The organism is Kribbella sp. NPDC051952 (assembly GCF_040680855.1).
GTDB lineage: Bacteria > Actinomycetota > Actinomycetes > Propionibacteriales > Kribbellaceae > Kribbella.
Genome location: NZ_JBFAXQ010000033.1, coordinates 49738 through 70948, shown reverse-complemented (window position 1 = coordinate 70948; position 21211 = coordinate 49738). Strand labels below are relative to the sequence as shown.

Below are 21211 nucleotides of genomic sequence, written 5' to 3'. Positions count from 1 at the left end.
ACCTGGCTCGCGTGGGCTCAAGATCGGTGGCCCACGCTCATTGCCGACTACTCCTAGATCACCAACCAGATAGCTCGGGACACAAGCGGTGGGTGTCAAAGTCGGCGACATCCGGCACAAGACACCGATCGATACCTGGGCCGGCGACTTCGCTCCCGGAGCTGATCCGGAACGGCGCTCGTACGCGAGTATGGCCGACCTAGCCGACCCGGACGGCAACACCTGGACCCTGCAGGAGATCCACAGCTGATGGCCGAGCTGGACCCCAGCGGGATGTCGATGGTCGGTCCCGCCACCAGTCCGCTGCGCGCGTTCCTGCGGACCGAGGCGGCCAGCGCCGCCGTGCTGGCCGGCGCGATCGCACTCGCGCTGGTCTGGGCCAACGTGACGAACACCGGGTACGAGGCGTTCTGGACCAAGGAGCTCCCGGTCCGGATCGGCCCGCTGTCGACGAGCCTGGACCTGCGCACGTGGGTGAACAGCGGCCTGATGGCGTTCTTCTTCCTGGTCGTCGGGCTCGAGGCGCGTCGCGAGTTCGACCTCGGCGAACTCCGGGAGCGTCGCCGCATGATCCTCCCGGTCGCGGCCGGTCTCGCCGGGATGGGCCTGCCCGTGCTGATCTACCTGGCGTTCAACCACTCCGGCGAGGGACTGCACGGCTGGGGCGCGGCGATGTCGACGGACACTGCGCTGGCACTCGGCGTCCTCGCGGTGCTCGGCAAGCAGGTCCCGGATCGGATCCGGACATTCCTGCTCACGGTGTTCGTCGTCGACGACGTGGTCGCGCTCGTGGTCATCGCGATCGCCTACACCAGCGAGGTGCACGTCGGTGGGCTACTGATCGCGATCGCGTCGTACGCCGGTCTGCTGGCGTCGACGCGGTTGCGCTACCAGCAGCGGAGGTTCGTCTTCACGGTCCTCGCGGTGGTGCTGTGGTGTGCATTGCTTGCCAGCGGCATCGATCCGGTCGTGGCGGGTCTGGCGGTCGGGTTGGCAACGTCGGCCTACGTACCGAGGCGGGATGCGCTGGAGCAGGCGACCACGCTGGTCCGGCTGTTCCGGGAGCAGCCGACGCCGGAGCTGGCGCGGACGGCGACGCGTGAACTGACCGGGACACTGTCGGCGAACGCTCGCCTGCAGCACACGTATCACCGGCTCACCAGCTATGGCGTCGTACCGCTGTTTGCGCTGGCCAACGCCGGGATCGCGCTGCACTCGGGTCTGCTGGCCGACGCCTTGACCGCGCCGGTCACCATCGGGCTCTTCCTGGCCTTCGTGGTCGGCAAGCCGGTGGCGGTTGCCGGTACCTCCTGGCTGATCACCCGGACTAGCCACGGTGCAGTGCGGCCGTCGGTTGGGTGGGCGGGTGTGGTCGGCAGCGGGCTGATCGCCGGGGTGCCGTTCACGCTGTCACTGCTGATCGCCGACCTCGCCTTCACCGGGACCGCGTTGGAGGAGGCGAAGCTCGGCGTACTCGCGGCTGCCCTCGGAGCCGCCGTACTCACGCTGGCCTTCTACCGGGTGATCGCCTTGCTGCCCGCCCGCGCCCGTACGCGTGCACTTCTCGGGACCGGCGGTCAGCTCAACGACCTCGCGCCACCGGTCGACGCGACACGCGACCACATCCGCGGGCCGGCCGATGCCGTCGTGACTGTCGTCGAGTACGGCGACTTCGAGTGCCCGTGGACCCAGATGGCCGCGCCCACCGCCCGCGAACTGATCGCGTCGAACACGCACATTCGCTACGTCTGGCGGCACCTACCGCTGCACGACGTACACCCACATGCCCAGCTCGCCGCCGAAGCGGCCGAGGCCGCCGGTCTGCAGGGGAAGTTCTGGCCGATGCACGACCTGCTGCTCGCCCACCAGGACAACCTCGAACTCGACGCCATCCTCGCCCACGCCGAGACCTTGGAGCTCGACCTGGACCGCTTCCGGGCCGATCTGACCGCGCCCGACCACGCGACCCGGATCGCCCAGGACATCGACTCCGCGGACCGCAGCGGCGTGGCCGGTACGCCGACCTTCTTCATCAACAACCACCGTCACGAAGGCCCGCAGGACCTGCCGACGCTGAGCCGGGCGATCGAGCAATCGTTGGCTACGGCAACTTGAGGCCGAACCCGGGCTCCTCGGACAACGTGACGTACCCGTCGGCCAGCGTGTAGTCGCCGGTGCCCTCGGTGCGGCCGGGGACGCCCTCGATGATCGGGATGTTGCCGAGCCCGGCGGCCAGGTGCGCGGCATACAGGGTCTTGAGCGGCAGACCCCAGGCGTGCGGCGATGCTTCGGACGTCAGGCGAGGTATTGTCCGGCGCCAGGCCGTCAAGCCGTGGCCCGTGACATCCATCAGCGCGACGTCCAGCAGGCCTTCGTTGGCGAGTCGCAGGATGTAGTCCTCGTTCGGGTCGAACTCGCCGTCCGCGATCTTCGTGCCGTCGGTACCGAGACGCTCGCGGAGGAAGCGGAAGTCCTCCCAGCGCTCGGCGAACGGCTCCTCGAGCCAGTAGAGCCGGCAGTCCTCGACCGCATCGAGGTACGCCTGCAGGGTGTTCACGCTGAAGCCGTCGTTCGCGTCGACCAGGATCTCGGCGTCCGGGTAGAGCTCGCGGGCCAGCCTCGTCACCTCGATGTCGCGCGCGAGCCCGGCGTCCGGCTCCATCCACCGATAGCCGCGCCCGACCTTCAGCTTGAAGTCGCGGAACCCGAACTCATGGTCCTGCCGGAGGTTCGTCCGGATCACGTCGATACCGGAGTCCAGGTCGTCGAAATAGATGCCGCCGCTGTAGCACCGCACCTCCCGGCTGCCCGCGCCGCCGAGCATCGCATAGACCGGTACGTCGAGGATCCGGGCGGCCAGATCATGCAGCGGGTAGTCGAGGAACTCCGCCGCCGGCTCGATCACGCCACGATCCGGATCGATCAACTCGGCCACGTTCCGGCCCACGAGCGGACCTGGATCCCCGTCGTGCAGGGGCAGCCCCCAACCGGTCGCACCACGGTCGGTTTCGACGATGTACACCGTCGCGGTTCCACCGCTCCCGTGGTCGCCGCGAAAGGAGTTCCGCCCGACGGGACGGAGGTAGGTATAGGTGATCTGTGCCGTCGTGACCGAGGTGATGACATGGCGGGAGAGAGTCATTGTTCAACGATAGACACTCGTCAGCCGACGGTACGCCGCCGGATTGCTGAGCAGGTCGGTGTTGTCGGCGAACTGGTCGATCGATCCGATCAATCCACACTCCAGCACCGCCGGATCCGTCACCGTGTCGAGGCAGGCGTGGACGAATCGGCCGGCATCCAGCACCGTGGCCGGCCGGTCGAAGTACGGTCGCGTGGACGGATCGACCTCGGCCGTGATCCCCAGCGCGTTGTGCCGCTTCGCCACCAGCTCGTACGCCGTCGCGAGTCCGGCCTCCCGTCCAGCCAGGTCGTCAGCACTGATCGCGGCGGCCAGGGCCTGGTCGAGCCCATCCGGGTGTCCCAACCGGGCGAACGCCGTACCGAGCCACTTCGAGTACGGCGCATACGTCCGCGACTGCAGCAGCGCCAGCCGCATCACGTCCCGCACCAGCCGCCCGGTCACGACCCGCGACCCCAGCTCGTCGCCGACCTCGTGGGTGCGCTGGACGAACGCCTCCTCCTGCGCGATCCGGGACCACTGACACGCCAGGATCCAGCGCCAGACCTGATCCGGGTACCACGCCAGGGCCTCCCGGACCGGCGCGAGCCGGCCGTCATCGGCGTACACCCGGCCGGCCACTACACCGAGGAGCTGCTGCTGCGGTGTGAGCAACCAGTTCTCGAGCTCGATCTCCTGGGTCGCGTCGAACCCCAAGCATCCGACCAGCCAGTCCGCCAGTGTCGTGACAGTCACGTGGTGGACCGGCTCCTGAGTGTCCCACCCGAACCACACCGGGAACCCGGCGTACTCCTGCGGCAGCCCTGCATCCACCAGCCCCTGGACCCGCTTCACCTCATCGGCGTCCACGAACACCACCAGCCGCGGCCCCCACCCGTGATCCGTGGACCGCTCGGTGTCGTACCCGAGTACATCCGAACCCCACCCGAGCAACCCGGCCGCATGCGCGGTCCCACTCAGCAGCGGTCCAACCACCTCCTCATAAAAGCCGTCCCCCAGCTCAGCCGCGCTCCGAAATTCCGTCATGACTCCCGCCTCAGAACTGCCCAGAGTCCCCAGCCGGCCGGGGACGTGACCGCGGACCACGTCGCACCCGACGCGTCCTCCAACGCAGCCAGCACAGGGGGGATCGGGACGTGGTGCGGCGCGTCCTCCCCCAGAGCGTTCGACCACACGACCACCCCGTCCGGTGCGAGCGCTCGAACCACTTCCCCTGCAAACAAAGGCACATCAGCCAGTACGACGGCAGCCGCACAGCCGGCCCGGACCGGCAGCTGCGATGCGTCACCCAGCACCCGCCGAGGGACAGACGAGCGGGTCAGCATCGCCCAGGTCAGGTCGAGACTGATCAGCTCCGGCCACACCTCGGCGAGGAGCCCCGAAAGCAGTCCGGTCCCGCAGCCCACCTCCAGGCACGGACCGGCCGGGAACGGTCCGCCGCGTCGGAGCGCATCCGCGAGTGGGACAGGCCGGTAGCCACCGCGTTCGCCGTCCCAGACCGGTGCGAGTTCGGTGTAGCGCCGTACCGTCTCGTCGGCCTGTTCCTGGGACCACGACGACGGATGTGTGGCGAGATTCAGCGACAGCCGCTGACTGGCTCTGGCCTCCTGGCGGACCGGTTTCCCGGGGTCGGCCGCTACTGCCCGCGCCAGTTCTCTGATCTCGCCCACGTACTCCGCCCTCTCCGATTCGCTGCCCTGCTCCCGTCTAGAGTGGCGCAGGTGACGCCGATTTCGCATGTGGTTTGGGACTGGAACGGGACGCTGCTCAACGACAACGAGATCGTGCTGGCGGCGGTCAACGAGGTGTGCGCGGAGTTCGGCCGGGCGGGTCTGAGCTGGGCCGAGTGGCAGGCGGCGTACGCGCGGCCGATGCGCGTCTCGTACGAGTCGGTCCTGGCACGCGTGCTCGACGAGGAGGAGTGGGCGCGCGTCGACAAGCTCTACCACGAGCGGTACGACGCTCTCCTGCACACCTCCGATCTGGCGGCCGGAGTGCCGGACGCGCTGCGCCGGTTGGCCGAGAGCGGTCGGACCCAGTCGTTGCTGTCGATGTGGTTCCACACCCGGCTCACCCCGACGGTCGAGCAGTTCGGGCTCACGCAGTACTTCACCCGCATCGACGGACTGGCCGGCGAGGTGGGCGGCGGCTCCAAGGCCGAGAGCTTGATCCAGCACCTCGAGGCCCAGAACCTCAATCCGGCCGAGGTCGTGCTGATCGGTGATGTGGTCGACGACGGCCTGGCCGCCGAGGCGGCCGGCTCGCAGTGCATCCTCGTCACCACCGGCGCGATGACCCGTTCGGCCCTGCAGACTACCGGTGCCCCGGTGACGAACTCGATCAGCGAGGCGCTGCTGCTGCTCGACGCCTGACACGGATCGGATCTCCCTCGCCATGCTCTCCAAGCTGCTGCCCCCGGTGCTGACCCTTCTCGCCGCCGTCTGGATGATCTTCCTCTTCTGCAACTCCCCGGACGTGACCTACAGCGGCAAAGGCTTGAACGACGGGGACATCAGCGTCAGCTGCATACCGTTCGGCAACCTGGGCCCGTCGGAGCGACGAAGCATGGAGCACGGCCCCGTCGACTGGCGGATAGCCGCCCAGAAGTACGCCGAGCAACTGAAGGCGGCCGGTGACGGCAACGCCTCCCAGGACGTGGTCACCGAACTCGAGCAGACGATCACCGGCGACTGCCAGCGGGCCAAACAGGACCGGCTGGCTCTGCTGATCGTTGCGGCTCTGATCACCGGCGTGCTCGCGACTTTCAGCCTGCTTCGCCTCAGTGCTCCGCGCGCCCCCTTCCAGCGCCCTTCGCCCGCGTACGCACCCCAGCCGATGCGCGGCCCGAACCGCTGATCCTCGCCGGACTTTCGCGCCCCTCACCACCACCTGTCTCCTCCACTGTCACCATCCGACCGAAGGGCTGGACTTTCGTTGGGTTCGGCAGTTATCTGGAGGAGTGGATTCCGTCGACCGGTGGCTGCACCGCCGACATGAGGAGTTCCTCGACGGCGGGGGCCGGAACGTCCGTGGACTCGTCGCGGCCTCATGGGGCCGCTCGATCGCGGCCGGACTCCAGTCCGACGCCGCGGCTCCGTTCGCGTTCGAGGCCGACGAGTTGGCGTCGTACCGGGCCGAACACCCACTCTCCGCGGTCTTCCCGATGCTGTACGACGTGCTCGGCCGGGCCGCCGAGGACAGCGACTGTGTGATGGCGGTCGGCGACAGTGACGGCCGGTTGCTGTGGGTGTGCGGACGTCCAGACTCACTCCGGGCCGCGGACGGCATCCACTTCACCGAAGGCGCCTGGTGGGCCGAGCGGCACGTCGGCACCAACGCGCTCGGCACCTCGCTGGAGGTCGCCGGGCCGGTGCAGATCCGGTCGGCCGAGCACTTCACGCTGCTCGTGCAGCCCTGGTCGTGCGCGGCCGCGCCCATCTACGACCCGGAGACGCAGCGGGTCCTCGGGGTCGTCGACATCACCGGCAACGCCGACGCGAGCTCACCGCAATCGCTGGCGATGATCCGCGCGGCTGCCCGGATGGCCGAGGCCGAGCTGGGCCGGCTGATGACGCTTCGCCGGGTCCTGGGCGACTCGACCCAGCGCATGCACATCTCGGCGCTGGCACGACCCGACGCCGCGGTGCGGATCGACGGTCGCGACCTCCGGCTCAGCCGCCGGCACAGCGACATCGTCGTACTGCTGGCCGAGCACCCCGAAGGACTCAGTGCCGAGGATCTGTCGGACGCCCTGTACGGCGAGGACGACCACCGCTCCTCATTGCGCGGCGAGGTGACCCGCCTGCGCGCCCTGCTCGGCTCCGACATCGTCGACTCGCGCCCGTACCGCCTGCACCCCGACATCGCCGCGGACTGGCTCGAGACCGCTGACGACCTCGACAACCACCTGCTCTCATCAGCCCTGCGCCGCTATGCGGGCCCGTTGCTACCGCAGTCCGACGCACCGGGTGTGGTTGCCTCACGCAACCGCTTGGAGAACCGCATCCGGTCCGCGGTCCTCCAGACGTACGACGTCGACCTCGTCGCGGCGTGGACCCGCTCGTACGCCGGAGTCAACGATTTGGCCGCGTGGGAACGCCAACTGACGCTGATGTCACCGACCTCCCCACTGTGGCCCTCAGCCCAGTCCGAGGTACGACGCCTTCGCGCCGACTACGGACTGGACCGGGCCAACGGATCAGAAGACCCGAACGGCGATCTCCGCGGGCGCTGAGAGCAGACCGTCGATCTCGTCGTCCAGCTTGACCAGAGTGACCGACGCGCCGGCCATGTCGAGCGAAGTGCAGTACTCGCCGACGTAGTTGCGCCGTACGTTGATGCCTTGGTCGGTGAGGACCTGGTGGGCGCGGCCGTAGAGCAGGTACAGCTCGCTGATCGGCGTACCGCCGAGGCCGTTGATCATCAGCGCGACGTTGTCACCGGACTCGTAGGGCAGGTCGGACCGGACCGCCTCGAGCATCTGGTCGATGATCTCGTCCGCCGACGCCAGCTTCTCCCGGCTGCGACCCGGTTCGCCGTGGATACCGACGCCCATCTCCATCTCGTCGGCACCGAGCTCGAACAGCGGCGACCCCTTGGCCGGCGGCGTACACGCCGTCAGCGCCATGCCCATGGTCCGGGTGACCGAGTTGACCTTCTCCCCGATCCGGACCAGCTCGTCGAGATCCGCACCCTGCTCGGAGGCGGCGCCGACCGCCTTCATCACGAAGAAGTTGCCCGCCACCCCGCGCCGGCCGACCGTGTACGTCGAGTCCTTGACCGCGACGTCGTCGTCGATGATCAGCGTGCGGACCGTCAGCCCGTCGGCCTGGCTCATCTCCTGCGACATGTCGAACGCCATCCGGTCACCGGTGTAGTTGTTCACCAGGAGCAGCACACCCTTCTCGGAGGCGAGCAGCTTGGTGGTCTCGTACACGTAGTCCATCGGCGGCGCCGCGAACACGTCACCGGGACAGGCCGCGTCGAGCATGCCCTTGCCGACCGTCATCACGTGCGCGGGTTCGTGCCCGGACCCCGAGCCCTGGACGATCGAGACCTTGTCGTCGCGCGGTGCGTCCGTACGCATGATCAGGTTGTACTCCGGCACGTACTTCAGCGTGTCCGGGTTGGCCAGCGCGATCCCCCGCAGCATCTCCGGTACGTAGTTCTTCGGGTCGTTGACGAACTTCTTCATCGGGACTCCCTTGTCTTCCAGACCTCTGCGATCTGCTCGATGATCACGGCGACGGCGGTGGCCCCGGCGTCGACCGATCCCCGGCTCCGCTCACCCGTGTAGGCGGCTCGGCCTCGCTTCGCGACCAGCTCGGCCGTCGCGTCGGCCGCCGTACGAGCCGCGACCGCGGCCCGCCGTACGACTTCTTCACTACTCGCTCCGGAGGCGGTGGACTCCTCGATCGCGTCCGTCATCGGGACCAGCGCGTCCAGCAGGGTCTTGTCCCCCAGCTCCGCGCCGCCGCGGGCCATGATCCCTTCCACCGCGGAGCGCAGCATCGCCACCACGGCCGTGCCGTCCAGGGTCGTGGTCGCCCCGGCCGTCATCCCCGCGCGCATGAATCCGGTCCCCCAGATGGGTCCCGACGTACCCCCGATCCGCGAGGTCACCAGCATCCCGACCTTCTTCAGGAACGTGCCGATGTCGGTCCGGTCCAACTCGCCGTACTGGGCCTGCAACTTCTCGAAACCGCGGGCCAGTGAGTAGCCGAAGTCGCCGTCGCCGACGACCGAGTCGAGGTCGCCGAAGTACTTCTCGTTCTCGAGGCAGGTGGTGATGAGCGTGGTCAGCACCAGGTCGACGTCGTTCCAGCTGTCGGTCATGACCGGCCTCCTTGGATGGTTGCGAGCGCGGTGAGATCGGCCAGGGTGAGCGCGTCGACGGGGTCTATTCCGTGCGGGTCCGCGAGTACTTCGAGCCGTTCGCCGTCAGGGTCGCCGAGACTGGTGACGACCAGGGCCGCTTCGGTGAAGTCCTCGTCCCGGGTGTAGCCGCTGACGGTGACGACAGTCGTCAGCCCGGCTCCGACCGCGGCGAGGAGTCCGTTCCGCGAGTCCTCGACGACGAGGGTGTCGGCCGGGTCCAGCCCGAGCTGGTCGACGGTCAGCCGGTAGACCGCCGGATCGGGCTTCTTCCGCGGTACGACGTCACCCGCGAAGACCGGGATCGTCGCCGCGACCTCCTCCCCGACCGCCCCGGCCAGAACGGCCCGCACCGACGGCTCCGCCGAGGTCGACGCCACCGCAACCGTCCACCCGTCCTGCAGTGCGTCGGTGATCAATCGCCGTACGCCGGGACGCGGTGGGATAACCCCGGCTGCGACCAGGTCGGTGAACGTCTTGGTTTTGAACCGGTGCCAGGTTGCGACGACGTCGGCGCGTTCCTCCGGCGTGGCCGGCAACCCGGCCGCCTTCCACACGTCCTCGTTGTCCAGCAACGTGGCGAGCCGTTCCTTGCCACCGCCGATCCGGAGCATGCGGCCGTAGTCCTCGACCGACCAGCGCACCGGCAACTCGAAATGCTCGAAGGTCGCGTTGAACGCCGGCAGATGCCCGTCGCGCTCGGTATCCCCCAGTACGCCGTCACAGTCGAAGATCAGCCCGGCATTCGATAAAGTCATGCGCGGCCGCCGCTGCCGAAGATCTCGATGTGCTCGGCGGCCATCGTCTTCACGGCCGCGTGGATGTGCCGGAACAGGCTCGGCGGGTCCCATTTGTCCGCGGCCCGGGCCTGCTCGAGATGTTCGAGCGACGACTTCATGTACGCGACCTTGAGCGCGGTGGAGATGTTGACCTTCGCGCAGCCGCGGCCGATCAGGTCCTGGAACTGCTCACGGGTCAGACCCGAACCACCATGCAGAGCCATCGGGATGCCGGTCGCTTTGACCAGGTCGGTGATCCGCTGGGAATCCAGTTCAGGCGTCGAGTGGTAGATGCCGTGCGCGTTGCCGATCGCCGGCGCGAACACGTCCACCCCGGTCGTCTCGACGAACCGGGTCGCGACCTCGAGGGACTGTCGTTCCGCCTCGGCATCGGAGCCGACGCCGTCCTCCACTCCGGTGATGCCCTCGATCTCGCCTTCGACGTGAGCGCCGTACCGCTTGGCCTCGGCGACCACCTCGACCGTCTGCCGCTGGTTCTCCTCGACCGGAAGCGCGGAGGCGTCGAAGAGCACCGAGTTCCACCCGGCCTCCAAACAGGAACTGATCACCGCGCGATCCGGGCAGTGGTCGAGATGAAGACTGACCGGCACAGGCACCGGTCCGACCACGGCGTCGAACATCGCCTTGAGGACGTCGCGGCCGACTGCCTTCACCGTCTTCACCGACGTCTGGATGATCAGCGGCGACCCCGCCTCCACCGCTGCTGCCACGACGGCACTCAGACTCAGCTCGTCCACCACGTTGATCGCCGGAACCGCGTACCCCTTGGCCAGCGCCTCATCCACAAGCCCCTTCAACGGCGCAACAGCCATGCCCGCTCCTCTCTCCAGGAGCCAGCCTGCCCCGCCGAACGCTGCACGAATGCTGCACGCTCAACCGCGGACCGGGTAAATCCTCCGGTAGACCGGCAGCGCTACAGCTGCAACGACCAAATGCATGACCATCAGGCCCGCGACTCCGGTTGTGGTCGTGTCGGGGATGAAACCCGTTGCCATCAAGAGGAGGTCGGGGAGCATCGATGCGGCGAGGACGAGTGGGACGACCACTCCCGGCCGCCAGCCGCGTCGGACGATCGCGCGCCAGCCGAGGTATCCAACGGCGACGCCGATGACGGTGAAGGCGATGACGACGGGTGGGGTCAGTGGGCGGAAGGACTCATCCGCGCCGAGTGCGATCGCGCCTCGGGCGACCAGGTAGTTGACCGCGGCCGCCACGACGGCCGCGCCTGTGAGCGCAACCCGGCCGGCTGTGGCAGATCGTCGTACGTCGATTGTCGTCGTCATCCCGCGCCTCCATAATCAGTACGAACCTCGTACTAATTGACGGTAGGCCAAACAGCGCGGCAGATCCAGGGATTCTGGGAAAACAGTCCGAAACTCGTACTAATCCTCGCCGGCTGCGATGACTTTGGTCAGCAAGGTCGCCAGCGTGTCCCGCTCGGCCGGGTCGAGGACGTTCAGCATCCGGCGGACCTCGGTGCGCAACCGTTGTTCGAAGTCCTCGGCCAGGTCGGCGCCGAGATCGGTCGGGGTGACGACGAAGTTCCGCCGGTCCCCGGGGTCCGGGACGCGGACCACCAGCCCGCTGGCCTCCATCCGGGCGATCACGCCGGTCATCGTCGACTTGGTCAGCCGCAACGCGGACCCGAGCCCGAGCATGTTCGTCGGTTGCCGGTGCAGGATGAACAGCAGCCGCGCCTGCTGGGTGGTGAGCCCGAGCTCGGAGCTGATCCGCTCGTACTGCTCGTTCACCGCCGTCGAGGCCCGGATCAACGCCGGCCCAACCCCAAGCCCCTTCGCCATGCCCCCACCCTAATCACGGGCGTCAATCACTGGGCGTCGCGGCGGACGACGACCGTGGGGGTGTTGAGGAGGCCGGAGTTGAGGTGGTCGGCTGCGTGTTCGACGTGTTGGAGGTCGAAACGGCGGCCGTACTGGGCGGTGACGGACTCGACCAGAGAGGTCAAGTGGTGGTCGGCGGAGAGGGCGTTGGCCGCGGTGTTGTGGACGACGATGCGGAGGGTGTTCGGACCGGGTTTGGCGGCGGCGGTGAGGTCGACGCGGAACGGCGGGGACCAGAGGTTGCCGCAGTGGGTGTTGTTGAGCCACACCTCGGCGGCGACACCGACCGGAGGCGTGAGCATCGCGCGGTAGGACTGGGTCGGCAGGTACGGCTCGGTGTCCTGGGGCACGAGCTCGCCGGGGCCGAAGTCGAGCAGCAGGGTGCCGTCGACGTCCGGCAGGGCGAGCTCGGTCGTGTACGTCGCGGCACCGGAGTACGTCGTACGTCCGGGGTGATCCTCCCAGCGGTGCGGGAGGGTGACCGGCGTCGTCTCGCCGTCGAACTCGACACTCCACGGACCGTCAACCCGGCTTAGCATTTCGTCAACAGGCAAGGCGCTCTGGGCCGCGTCGACTGGGACCAGGACGACGGCCTCATACGGATGCAGAGTCAGCTCGTCCGATGCTTGCCTTGTCGCCCCGGTCGCCGGATCCCACACCTCGAAGTGGGCGACCTGGAGGGTCCGGACCTGGTTGCCGGTGTTCGCGACGAAATAGAAGTCGCCGTCGTCGAGCCGTCGATGCACGACCCCGACGTCCTCTACCGGACTCAACCCTGGTTCCGGCAACTGATCCGCGAGCCCAGCGGTGCCGTGCACGACCGTCCCGACGCGCGCCAGCCACTCGGACGTTGCCGTAGGCAAGATCGCGTCGCCGGGTACGACGACCAGCGGCACCGTGGCCGGATCGATCACGGTCATCGCGTCGTCGTCGATCAGGTCGAAGTCGAGCCCGGCCGCCCGGATGATCCGCGGGATCTCGTCACCGATCAACGGCCGTACGGCACGGTAGAGGTTCACCGATCCGCGGGCTTCCGCGTACGCGTTGGAAGCCGGGACGTAGACCTTGACCGGCCGGACCGGTGTCCCCTGCTGCAGCAGCCAGGAGAGCCGGTGGAGATAGCCGAACAGCTCGCCCGCGACCGGCCACCACGGGTTGCGATCGTCAAGCGCACCCGCGGCGTAGAAGATCCAACCGAGCCCGGGCCCTCCCGACGGCGAATAGGGCCAGCCGTGTCCGATCAGCTGGTTCACGCCGGACAGGAAGTGTTCGTGCGCCTCACCTTTGAGGTCGAGCGGTGTCGCGCGGAGCGATGGCGAGTGCACCCAGGTCCAGACCTCGGCTGACACCACCGACCGGCCGTAGATGTTCGCCGCGGACGACGCCCACCGGGTCTCCGGCACCTGGGTCCAGCCCCAGCCTTCGCCCTCGAACAGGTCGGCGAAGCGGTAGCTGCTCATCGTCGCCGGCGGTTCGCCGTAGCTCTGGATCCGGAACGGTACGCCGTGTCCCGCGGCCCAGCGCTGGAAGACGGCGACGAAGTTCTCCTCGTACAGCTCCGACAGCGTCCGGTAGAAGTCGATCCGCACCTGGGCGGAACCCGTCAGCAGTTCATAGAGGCGTGGCCGCAGCTCGTATCCCCGCCGACGACCGAATTCCTCCAGCAGAGCAGGCGTCCAGTCCGATTGGTACACCTCGAGGCTGTCGCAGAACACCGACGTCACCAGCGCCGGTGTGGCTGCCAGCAGCAAGGGTTCAGCCACCGCCCGGATGTGCTCCTCAGCAGCGGCGACCGAGTAGTGATCGAGCACAGGCCCTTCGGCACCCGCCGCGGCCCGCTTCACGTTCTGCCCGGTCAGCCGCGAGTACGCGATCAGCACCTCCCGCGGCCCGTTGCCCCGCGGCACCCGGATCACCCCATCGGTCACCGGAACTTCCACGTACGACGATGGCACGCCGGCCGACCCGTCGCCGACAAAGGCCGCGACCACCTCGTCGCCGGGCCACGCCTCGACCAGGGGTACGTCGTACGCCTCGAGACCGATCTCGCGGCGATCCCAGTGCAGCCGCCGCGCCGCCAGCTCCGGTCCGATGTGACCACCACCGAACGACCACCCGCTGCCGAGGGTCAGATCGAAGCGCAGCCCGAGTCGCTCCGCCGTGCGAGCGGCGTAGCCGACGTCGGTGAGGAACTTGTCCGATCCGAACGGCCTATCCACCGGAGCCATCGGGTAGACGAAGGCAACCTCCACCCCGCCCAGCCCGGCCGTCGCCATCGCCGACAGCTCACGGTCGATCTCGCGCCGATCCACCGACGGCCCGAACCACCACCAGCGCACCATCGGCCGCCCGTCGCTCGGCGGTGCCTGGAACTGCCGTCGTACGTCGTCGAGCGTCGTCACCGGCACTACCTCCGTCGTCGGGTCCCCCGACCACCCCATCGCGATCCGCGATGCCGGGTCAACGCCCACCCATGGCCAGTACCGGTCAGCTCCGCCGGTAGATCACCGGGTTGAGCGGCGTGTCCGGGATCGTGTACGGCGCTGTGTCGGCAAGCCAGTGTGCGAGGTCAGCACGCTGGTTGTCGTTGGTCGGCGTACTGACCTCGATGTCGGCGTCCATGTAGATGATCGTCATCACCCGGCGCGGAATCTCGGTGGTGTTGGGGCCGGCGCGGTGGAACGTCCAGCCGGAGTGGAAGCTGACGTCGCCGAGTGCGTACGGCTCGGACGACACGTCGAATCCCTGCGCCGACAACGCCTTCTGGAGCTCGGCTTCCGACTCGTCGCTGATCGGCAGTTCACGCCCGAACTCGAAGGACTGGCTGCCGACCGCGAACTCCAGCGGACCCATCCCGGCCGGCGTCTCCTGCAACGGCACCCACACGGTGCAGGTGCGGTCGCTGGTGAACGGCCAGTAGTACTGATCGGCGTGCCACGGCGTGATGCCGCCTTCGGCCTCCTTGTACAGCGCCTGGTCGTGATACAGCCGCACACCCTCGACGCCCATCAACTCGGCCGCGATCTGGCCGAGCCGCTCGGACAGCACGAACTGGCGGACCAGGTCGCTGTGCCGCCACAGGTTCGTCACCTGCAGGAACGCCTTGCCGTAGGTCGATCGCTCCGCCAGCGGCAGGTGCATCGTGTTCAGCTCGATCACCTTCGAGGTGATCTCCGGCTCGAAGTGGTCGATGGTCGCCGCGTCGAGAACGCCGGGCAGCCGGATGAAGCCGTCCCGCTCGAACTGCGCGGGCGCGTTGTCCGCCAGCTGGTACGGCGAGTCGACGCCGATGCCGGTCGTGGTCACAGTGCCTCCCTGATGTGATCGCTGTATCTCCAGGGTGACCCGCCGTACGGGCCAGGCTCGACGCCTGAGCTGACCAGTTCCGGTACTGCCTTACCCGATCGTGGACGGCAACCCCGCCCGGCGGGCCGATTCAGTACGCTTACCCGGTATGCGAGCCGAGTTCGAGCACGTCGTCGAGCCGAGCGAGATCTCCTGGCACCATCACGTGCGCCGGGGTACGGCGTTCGACTTCTACTGGCATTTCCATCCCCAGGTCGAGATCACGCTGATCACCAAGGGCAGCGGCACCCGGATCGTCGGCGACAGCATCGAGAACTACTGGCCTCGGGATCTGACCGTGATCGGCGCCGAGCTGCCGCACACGTTCGCGTCCGGACCGGACAGCGCCGACCACGAGGCCGTCGTGATCCAGTTCCGGCCGGACTTCCTCGGGCCGGCGTTCTGGGAACGGCCCGAGTTCGCCGCGATCGGCTCGCTGCTGGAGCGAGCCGCGGGCGGGGTGCACCTGATCGCCGGCAACAACCTCGCGGCGGCGATTCGTGACCTCGGCGAAGGCCGTCCGGCCGATCGAACCCTCCGGCTGATCCAGCTCCTGAGCCGGTTGGCCGACGCCCACTCGCGCGTCCTCTCCACCACCAGGCTGCGCCCGGTCAGCACCCACGCCCGAGAGCGCGCCGACGCCATCCAGGCCTTCCTGGCCAAGAACTACACGACTCCGGTCACGCTCACCGAGGTCGCCGCCGTCGCCCACATGACCCCGACCGCGTTCAGCAGATTCTTCCGCCGTACGTTCGGTCGAACGCTGACCGACTACCTCACCGAGCTCCGCATCGCGGCCGCGTGCCAACTGCTGCTCGACACCGAGCTCGCGATCGCCGACATCGCCGCGCACGTCGGGTACCAGAACCTCTCGAACTTCAACCGGCGGTTCCGTCAGCTCAAACGGATCAGCCCGCGCGACTTTCGCCACACCGTCGTCAGCCAGCTCCCGCACCTATGATTGAACGCGTCTGGAATCCGATGCGTGGAAGGCGGAATGCATGGTGTCCCAAGGCTGGTCCTTCGAAGACGATCGTCAGCACCTGGTAGAGACACCAACCCCACCGACCCGGATCCTCGCCTACGCACAGGCCGCTCAGACCTTGACCCAACTCGGGGCACCGGTCGTGGGCTACTTCGGCTCGCAACACCACGCCGATGCGGGCGACGCGGCCGCGGCCGGACTGGCCGTGCCGAACGTCGGCGCCGCTGATGCCATCGACCTGGACAAGGTCGCGGCCCTGCGGCCCGACCTGATCGTCAGCGTGACCTACGCCGGCGAGGTGTACGGCCTCTCCGAAACCGCCGCGACGACCCTGGCCGAGATCGCGCCGATCGCCCTGATCGGTATCGCGGACGGCCGTAGTCTCACCTCGATCATCCAGCGCTTCCACGAGTTGGCGGGCAGCTCGGACGACTCCGAGGAAGCCCTCACCGCAGCGATCGACCGGCTCACGAGTGCAGCGCCCACCGCGCAGGTCACCGCCTTGTCCGGCGGCACCCCCACGGACGCGTACGTCGCGAATCCGGCGTACTGGGCGAGCCTCCGGGTGCTCGCCGAGGCCGGCGTCCAGTTCACGCCGACCACCACGGCCGGCGGCTGGGAGGTGGTGAAGTGGGAGGACCTCCCCACCAGCCACCCCGCGGACCTCCTGCTGTACGACCAGCGGCCCAACTCGCTCGGCGCCGAACAGCTGGCCACCATCCCGGCATGGGCCGAGGTCCCCGGCGTACGCGCAGGCAACGTGCTGCCGTGGAACCCGGAGCCGGCGCTCACCTATGCGACGGCAGCCGCCTTCGTCACCACCGTCACGGACGCACTCACAAAACCCTTGTGAACAAGGGTGTTGTGGTGAACTCAGAACTCCAGCGGCTCGCCCACGGTGTGCTGTTCCCCGCGCTCGGCCGACCCAAGGTGCCGAACTGGGTCGGGCCGCGGATCGACGCCGGGCTCGGCGGGTTCGTGATCTTCGGCAAAGACATCGTCGACGGGCCGCAGTTCCAGCGGTTGGCCGCGGAGTTGCACGGGTTGCGCGACCACGTGCTGTTGTCGATCGACGAGGAAGGCGGGGACGTCAGCAGGCTCGCGAATCTCGGTGGGTTCTCGATGCCGGGTAATCGGGCGCTGGGTGAGCTGAACGACGTCGAGCTGACGCGGCAGGCGGCCTTCCAGATCGGGTTGTCGCTGGTCGAGGCCGGGGTGGATTGGGATCTGGCTCCGGCGGTCGACACGGCCGTCAACCCGCTGAGTCCGAACGGGATTCGGTGCTTCGGGTCGGATCGTGAGCTGGTCAGCCGGCACACGGCGGCCTGGGTGGAAGGCCTGCAGGCAGCCGGGGTGAGCGCCTGCGCCAAGCACTACCCGGGCCACGGCCTCAGCGGCACGGACGCCCACCTCGCGACACCATTCGTCGACGTCTCCCGGGCCGACCTGCTGGAGAGCTACCTGGACCCTTTCCGGGCCGCGATCGAAGTCGGTGTGGACAGCATCATGGTTTCGCATGACATGGTGCCGCAGGTGGACGACGTACCGGCGACGATCAGCAAGGTGCTGCTGACGGACATCTTGCGGGGTGAGCTGGGGTACGACGGGGTCGTGATCACCGACGCGTTGGAGATGTACGGGATCGCGGACGTGGCGCCGTTGCCGGAGGCCGCCGTACGGGCGATCGAGGCCGGGGCGGATGCGCTGTGCCTTGGGTCGTGGGCGTTTCTCGACGATGTGGATGTGGCTGCTGCGGCGCTGGTCGACGCGGTCGAGAGTGAGCGATTGCCGGTCGAGCGGCTGCAGGAGGCGAACGAGCGGCTCGCTCGGCTGGGGACCCGGCCCCGGGCGGATGTTTCCTTGCGGGACAACGCTTTGGGGTCGCGGCTGGCCGAGCAGGTGGTAGTAGTTCACGGGGATCCGATGGTGCGGAGTGACGCCGTACTGATCATCCGGTTGGAGCCGACGCACTCCCCCGCGGCCGGGTCATCTGGATGGGGTGTCGAGAGATTGCTGCGCGATGCGGGGAAGGTTGTCGAGAGCATCGGTTTGTCCGGGCAGACGTACAACGGGCCCGGGATGGCGCGGGCCGGGGTCGGCGAGTTCCGCTCCGAGTACGGCGCCGACAGCCGGCTGATCCTCCTCGTCCGCGGCGCTCACCGCTTCGAGTGGCAACAGAAACTCATCGCCGAACTCCAGTCCCAGCACCCCGACATGATCGTCGTGGACATGGGCGTCCCCGGCACCGACTACTCCGGTTTCGCCGCCTGGATCCAAACCTTCGGAAGCGCGACCGTCTGCGCCGAGGCAGCAGCCCAACACCTACTGGGTGGCCCGCTGAAAAGGTAATGACCGAGGTGGGTGTCCGGCATAAGCTCGGTGCACCCCGAGGAGGCCCTGTGTTCCAACCGCTGCACGCTTCTGCGACTCGAGCCGTTGAGAAACTCCGCGATATCGGTGAACCACTCCCCGACGACCTCACCAGCCGGCTGGCCAAGCTGGCCGACGATTCCGAGACCGACGCCGTCCGATCCGCCCAGCTCGACGAGCTGCTGCGGCCCCACGTCATCGCCAACGCGCGGATCGACGAGCAAGGCCTCACCACCAGTACGCCGGGTGCCGCAGCACCGCGCCTGGTCCAGCACGGATGGCGCAGCTTCCTGGTCCGGATCGAGAACCCGCACCGGCTGCTGGGCGATCTGTCCGCACCCTCGAACCATGTGGTCGGCGGGATCGACTACCACAGCCACGCATCGCGGATCACGCTGCCGGACACGCTGACCATCGTCCCGAGGATCGAGAAGAGCTGGCTGCAGGTGAAGCTCGCCGGTCCGACCGACGTGTCCGGCCTGGACGTCGAGTACAAGGTGATCAGCCTGTACAGCCGCGACGGCGGCAACCGCAGCGGCGCGCTGGCCTTCATCCTGTCGGTCGAGGAGGCGAACGAGAGCATCACCCGGCCGCCGATCCGGAAGGCCTGGCAGCGGATGGGTTTCGAGAACCGCCAGTACGAAGCGTCGTACGACTTCGACTGCCTGCCGGCCCGCGACATCCGGTTCGACATCCGCGAGCCCGACGGCAGCAGCTGCGTGGCGGCGCTGACCGTCCGCGACTCCCAGCGCCGCGCGTACCCGTCGATGGCGATGCGGCTGGCTCCTGACATGTTCTTCCACGAGCACGTCTACCGCGCCACCGGGGAGGTGCTCACGCTCCCGGCCGGCCAGTACGAGATCTCCGCACGTCGCGGACCCGAGTACCGCGAGGTCCGCGTCGACGTCGACCTCTCCGCCGACGACGAGGCAGTCACGATCCAGCTGGATCGCTGGACCGATCCGGCCCGTCACGGCTACTACTCCGGCGACCCGCACATCCACGCCGGCGGCTGCTCGCACTACAGCGTGCCGAGCGAAGGCGTGAATCCGGAGACGATGATCCGGCATGTGCGCGGCGAGGGACTGTGGATGGGCAGCGTGCTCACCTGGGGTCCGTGCTACTACCACCAGAAGCAGTTCTTCAGCGGCTCGTCGATCAGTCCGCGCGCCGAGCTGGAGAACCCGGCCATGCAGCAGGCGCAAGGCATGAACTGGGATCCGCAGGACACCGACCACGACGGCCAGAGCCTGCTCCGGTACGACCTGGAGGTGTCGGGCTTCCCGTCCAGCCACTCCGGTCACGTCATTCTGCTCGGGCTCACCGACCAGGACTACCCCGGCACCAAGCTGATCGAAGACTGGCCGTCGTGGAACCTGCCGGTGATGCGCTGGGGTCACGCCCAGAACGCGATGGTCGGCTACGCGCACTGCGGGCTCGGCCTCTCGGTCGGCACCGACGAGCTGCCGAACTTCATCGTCCCGGAGTTCCAGTCGATCGGCTCGAACGAGATCATCGTCGACGTACCGCTCGGTGCCGCCGACTTCCAGTGCGGTGCGGAGTTCGATCCCGCGTCCGAGCTCAACATCTGGTACCACCTGCTCAACCTCGGCTACCGCACGCTGATGCTCGGCGAGACCGACTACCCCTGCATCTACGACGAAGGCCCCGGCGTCGGGCGTACGTACGTCCAGCTGCCCGAGCCACCGCAGGGCGAGCAGGCCCTGGAGTCGTGGCTCGGTGGTCTCAAGGAGCGTGCGTCGTACTTCGGTGACGGCCGCAGTCACGTCTACGACTTCGCCGTCGACGGCGACACCGGACGCGAACATACGACGGACGCTCCGGGACCGGTCCAGGGTCAGCGCGACGGTCGCCGCCTGGCTGCCCGAGCAGCCGCCGGCAGCACCCGCCGCGGGTCAGCCCGTGTACAGCGCACCCGTCGGATGGCACCTCGAGCGGTCCAGGATCGGCCGGACCCGCAACGTTCTGGTCGAGCTGCTGGTGAACGGGATCCCGGTCGCATCCCAGGAGCTGCTTGCTGATGGCAACGAGCAGCCGATCGAGTTCGAGGTAGCCCTGGAGCGATCGTCCTGGGTGGCGATCCGGATCCTGCGCAGCGTGCACACCCAGCCGATCTTCGTCGAGATCGCCGGCCGGCCGATCCGGGCGTCGCGGCGCAGCGCGCAGTGGCTGCACGACTCGGTCGACGCGCTCTGGAAGGCGAAGTCCGGTTTCATCCGCGAGGCCGAACGCACCGAGGCGCGGGAGGCGTACGACGCCGCCCAGGCCACCTACCTGACCCGTCGCGACGAATCCGAGGTGGACTGATGTACGGCGAACCCGCCGGCTGCTGCGGCCCGGTCGACACCACAGCGCCGATCTCCGTCACGATCAACCCCGAGGCCCGGGTCAACGTCGCCCGCACCGCCACCCGGCTCGGCACCATGACCCCTGGTGAGTGGCACCCGATCGACATCACCATCGTCAACCTCGGCTACGTCACCGGCCAACTGGTGATCGAGAGCCGTCCGGTCCCGGGCGTCGAACTCGACCTACCCGTCCACGAACTCACTGGCGAGGAACGCCAGGAGGGCGGCATCCGGGTCCGCTTCGACGCACCGACGGTCGTCGACACCACCCTCACTTTCCGAGCCCTCGGTGCTCTCGGCGGCCTGGCCCTCCACAGCTCTCTCAACCTCCTCCTCCGCTCGCAGGCCAACCTCCTCGTCTCCTGAGTAGTTGTACCGATCCCGTCGGGGGCGGGGTCGGGCAACCTGCTGGGTATGTCGAAGATCCTGGTGTTCGGTGGGGCCGTGGTCCTGACGATCGTGCCCTGATCACCTACCTGTCCGGC

Annotated in this window: 22 protein-coding genes; 11 read left to right on the top strand and 11 right to left on the bottom strand. The window is 68.2% G+C overall.

Features of this window, described 5'->3' with window-relative positions; genetic code table 11:
• The first annotated feature begins 88 nt into the window (after window positions 1-88).
• Together AB0L70_RS37110 and AB0L70_RS37105 are read left to right on the top strand one after the other, a co-directional pair.
• Complete coding sequence (locus AB0L70_RS37110; RefSeq protein ID WP_363691538.1) at window positions 89-250, top strand: hypothetical protein; 162 nt, start codon at window positions 89-91, stop codon at window positions 248-250.
• The gene (locus AB0L70_RS37105; protein WP_363691537.1) at window positions 250-2115 is read left to right on the top strand and encodes a Na+/H+ antiporter NhaA; all 1866 of its coding nucleotides are present in this window, start codon (window positions 250-252) and stop codon (window positions 2113-2115) included. Before AB0L70_RS37110 ends, AB0L70_RS37105 begins: the two co-directional genes overlap by 1 nt.
• Here the strand turns inward: AB0L70_RS37105 and AB0L70_RS37100 are convergent.
• From AB0L70_RS37100 to AB0L70_RS37090, 3 genes are read right to left on the bottom strand one after another with little or no spacing between them, the layout of a single operon-like run.
• Entirely contained in the window at window positions 2102-3142 is a 1041-nt protein-coding gene (locus AB0L70_RS37100) for an enolase C-terminal domain-like protein (protein WP_363691536.1), read from the bottom strand. The two genes, AB0L70_RS37105 and AB0L70_RS37100, sit on opposite strands and share 14 nt — an antisense overlap.
• Window positions 3143-3145: 3 nt before the next feature.
• Window positions 3146-4168 (bottom strand): DUF4037 domain-containing protein, encoded by a 1023-nt coding sequence (locus AB0L70_RS37095; RefSeq protein ID WP_363691535.1) that lies wholly within the window; start codon window positions 4166-4168, stop codon window positions 3146-3148.
• Entirely contained in the window at window positions 4165-4812 is a 648-nt protein-coding gene (locus AB0L70_RS37090; RefSeq protein WP_363691534.1) for a methyltransferase domain-containing protein, read from the bottom strand. Before AB0L70_RS37090 ends, AB0L70_RS37095 begins: the two co-directional genes overlap by 4 nt.
• 51 nt (window positions 4813-4863) lie before the next feature.
• Between AB0L70_RS37090 and AB0L70_RS37085 the strand changes: the two genes are divergently transcribed.
• The 3 genes from AB0L70_RS37085 to AB0L70_RS37075 all read left to right on the top strand — a co-directional run bounded on the left by AB0L70_RS37085 (window position 4864) and on the right by AB0L70_RS37075 (window position 7376).
• Window positions 4864-5514 carry an HAD family hydrolase gene (locus tag AB0L70_RS37085; RefSeq protein WP_363691533.1) on the top strand — a complete coding sequence of 217 codons (651 nt, stop codon included), beginning with the start codon at window positions 4864-4866 and terminating at the stop codon, window positions 5512-5514.
• Between the two features lie 22 nt (window positions 5515-5536).
• Window positions 5537-5998 (top strand): hypothetical protein, encoded by a 462-nt coding sequence (locus AB0L70_RS37080; protein WP_363691532.1) that lies wholly within the window; start codon window positions 5537-5539, stop codon window positions 5996-5998.
• Between the two features lie 103 nt (window positions 5999-6101).
• Entirely contained in the window at window positions 6102-7376 is a 1275-nt protein-coding gene (locus tag AB0L70_RS37075) for a GAF domain-containing protein (RefSeq protein WP_363691531.1), read from the top strand.
• Here the strand turns inward: AB0L70_RS37075 and dhaK are convergent.
• The 8 genes from dhaK to AB0L70_RS37035 form a co-directional block, all read right to left on the bottom strand.
• Window positions 7341-8336, bottom strand: a complete 996-nt coding sequence (dhaK, locus tag AB0L70_RS37070) for a dihydroxyacetone kinase subunit DhaK (RefSeq protein ID WP_363691530.1) — start codon at window positions 8334-8336, stop codon at window positions 7341-7343. The two genes, AB0L70_RS37075 and dhaK, sit on opposite strands and share 36 nt — an antisense overlap.
• A complete protein-coding gene (gene dhaL, locus AB0L70_RS37065) occupies window positions 8333-8977 on the bottom strand; it encodes a dihydroxyacetone kinase subunit DhaL (protein ID WP_363691529.1) in 645 nt (214 codons plus the stop codon). Before dhaL ends, dhaK begins: the two co-directional genes overlap by 4 nt.
• Window positions 8974-9774 (bottom strand): HAD-IA family hydrolase, encoded by an 801-nt coding sequence (locus tag AB0L70_RS37060; protein WP_363691528.1) that lies wholly within the window; start codon window positions 9772-9774, stop codon window positions 8974-8976. The genes dhaL and AB0L70_RS37060 overlap by 4 nt, the downstream gene beginning before the upstream one ends.
• The gene (locus tag AB0L70_RS37055) at window positions 9771-10628 is read right to left on the bottom strand and encodes a class II fructose-bisphosphate aldolase (RefSeq protein WP_363691527.1); all 858 of its coding nucleotides are present in this window, start codon (window positions 10626-10628) and stop codon (window positions 9771-9773) included. Before AB0L70_RS37055 ends, AB0L70_RS37060 begins: the two co-directional genes overlap by 4 nt.
• A 60-nt stretch (window positions 10629-10688) precedes the next feature.
• Entirely contained in the window at window positions 10689-11099 is a 411-nt protein-coding gene (locus tag AB0L70_RS37050) for a DUF6069 family protein (protein WP_363691526.1), read from the bottom strand.
• A 99-nt stretch (window positions 11100-11198) separates the two neighbouring features.
• Entirely contained in the window at window positions 11199-11618 is a 420-nt protein-coding gene (locus AB0L70_RS37045) for a MarR family transcriptional regulator (protein ID WP_363691525.1), read from the bottom strand.
• A gap of 26 nt (window positions 11619-11644) precedes the next feature.
• Complete coding sequence (locus AB0L70_RS37040) at window positions 11645-14128, bottom strand: glycosyl hydrolase (RefSeq protein WP_363691524.1); 2484 nt, start codon at window positions 14126-14128, stop codon at window positions 11645-11647.
• Between the two features lie 16 nt (window positions 14129-14144).
• Window positions 14145-14963 (bottom strand): phytanoyl-CoA dioxygenase family protein, encoded by an 819-nt coding sequence (locus AB0L70_RS37035; RefSeq protein WP_363691523.1) that lies wholly within the window; start codon window positions 14961-14963, stop codon window positions 14145-14147.
• A 148-nt stretch (window positions 14964-15111) separates the two neighbouring features.
• Here AB0L70_RS37035 and AB0L70_RS37030 point away from each other — a divergent pair, with 148 nt between their 5' ends.
• From AB0L70_RS37030 to AB0L70_RS37005, 6 genes are read left to right on the top strand one after another with little or no spacing between them, the layout of a single operon-like run.
• The gene (locus tag AB0L70_RS37030) at window positions 15112-15963 is read left to right on the top strand and encodes an AraC family transcriptional regulator (RefSeq protein ID WP_363691522.1); all 852 of its coding nucleotides are present in this window, start codon (window positions 15112-15114) and stop codon (window positions 15961-15963) included.
• A gap of 40 nt (window positions 15964-16003) precedes the next feature.
• On the top strand, window positions 16004-16840 hold the full coding sequence (locus tag AB0L70_RS37025) for an ABC transporter substrate-binding protein (protein ID WP_363691521.1): 837 nt from the start codon (window positions 16004-16006) through the stop codon (window positions 16838-16840).
• A 14-nt stretch (window positions 16841-16854) separates the two neighbouring features.
• On the top strand, window positions 16855-18336 hold the full coding sequence (locus tag AB0L70_RS37020; RefSeq protein ID WP_363691520.1) for a glycoside hydrolase family 3 N-terminal domain-containing protein: 1482 nt from the start codon (window positions 16855-16857) through the stop codon (window positions 18334-18336).
• A gap of 50 nt (window positions 18337-18386) precedes the next feature.
• Complete coding sequence (locus AB0L70_RS37015; protein ID WP_363691519.1) at window positions 18387-20399, top strand: CehA/McbA family metallohydrolase; 2013 nt, start codon at window positions 18387-18389, stop codon at window positions 20397-20399.
• Window positions 20359-20685 carry a hypothetical protein gene (locus AB0L70_RS37010; protein WP_363691518.1) on the top strand — a complete coding sequence of 109 codons (327 nt, stop codon included), beginning with the start codon at window positions 20359-20361 and terminating at the stop codon, window positions 20683-20685. Before AB0L70_RS37015 ends, AB0L70_RS37010 begins: the two co-directional genes overlap by 41 nt.
• Window positions 20685-21092 (top strand): hypothetical protein, encoded by a 408-nt coding sequence (locus tag AB0L70_RS37005; RefSeq protein ID WP_363691517.1) that lies wholly within the window; start codon window positions 20685-20687, stop codon window positions 21090-21092. The genes AB0L70_RS37010 and AB0L70_RS37005 overlap by 1 nt, the downstream gene beginning before the upstream one ends.
• Window positions 21093-21211: the final 119 nt, after the last annotated feature.

Excerpts from the sequence above, each read along its gene's own strand:
- dhaL (WP_363691529.1), bottom strand. The coding sequence starts at position 8,977 with ATGACCGACAGCTGGAACGACGTCGACCTGGTGCTGACCACGCTCATC.
- AB0L70_RS37100 (WP_363691536.1), bottom strand. The coding sequence starts at position 3,142 with ATGACTCTCTCCCGCCATGTCATCACCTCGGTCACGACGGCACAGATC.
- AB0L70_RS37095 (WP_363691535.1), bottom strand. The coding sequence starts at position 4,168 with ATGACGGAATTTCGGAGCGCGGCTGAGCTGGGGGACGGCTTTTATGAG.
- AB0L70_RS37080 (WP_363691532.1), top strand. The coding sequence starts at position 5,537 with ATGCTCTCCAAGCTGCTGCCCCCGGTGCTGACCCTTCTCGCCGCCGTC.
- AB0L70_RS37030 (WP_363691522.1), top strand. The coding sequence starts at position 15,112 with ATGCGAGCCGAGTTCGAGCACGTCGTCGAGCCGAGCGAGATCTCCTGG.
- AB0L70_RS37105 (WP_363691537.1), top strand. The coding sequence starts at position 250 with ATGGCCGAGCTGGACCCCAGCGGGATGTCGATGGTCGGTCCCGCCACC.
- AB0L70_RS37055 (WP_363691527.1), bottom strand. The coding sequence starts at position 10,628 with ATGGCTGTTGCGCCGTTGAAGGGGCTTGTGGATGAGGCGCTGGCCAAG.
- AB0L70_RS37025 (WP_363691521.1), top strand. The coding sequence starts at position 16,004 with ATGGTGTCCCAAGGCTGGTCCTTCGAAGACGATCGTCAGCACCTGGTA.
- AB0L70_RS37005 (WP_363691517.1), top strand. The coding sequence starts at position 20,685 with ATGTACGGCGAACCCGCCGGCTGCTGCGGCCCGGTCGACACCACAGCG.
- AB0L70_RS37045 (WP_363691525.1), bottom strand. The coding sequence starts at position 11,618 with ATGGCGAAGGGGCTTGGGGTTGGGCCGGCGTTGATCCGGGCCTCGACG.
- AB0L70_RS37050 (WP_363691526.1), bottom strand. The coding sequence starts at position 11,099 with ATGACGACGACAATCGACGTACGACGATCTGCCACAGCCGGCCGGGTT.
- AB0L70_RS37060 (WP_363691528.1), bottom strand. The coding sequence starts at position 9,774 with ATGACTTTATCGAATGCCGGGCTGATCTTCGACTGTGACGGCGTACTG.
- dhaK (WP_363691530.1), bottom strand. The coding sequence starts at position 8,336 with ATGAAGAAGTTCGTCAACGACCCGAAGAACTACGTACCGGAGATGCTG.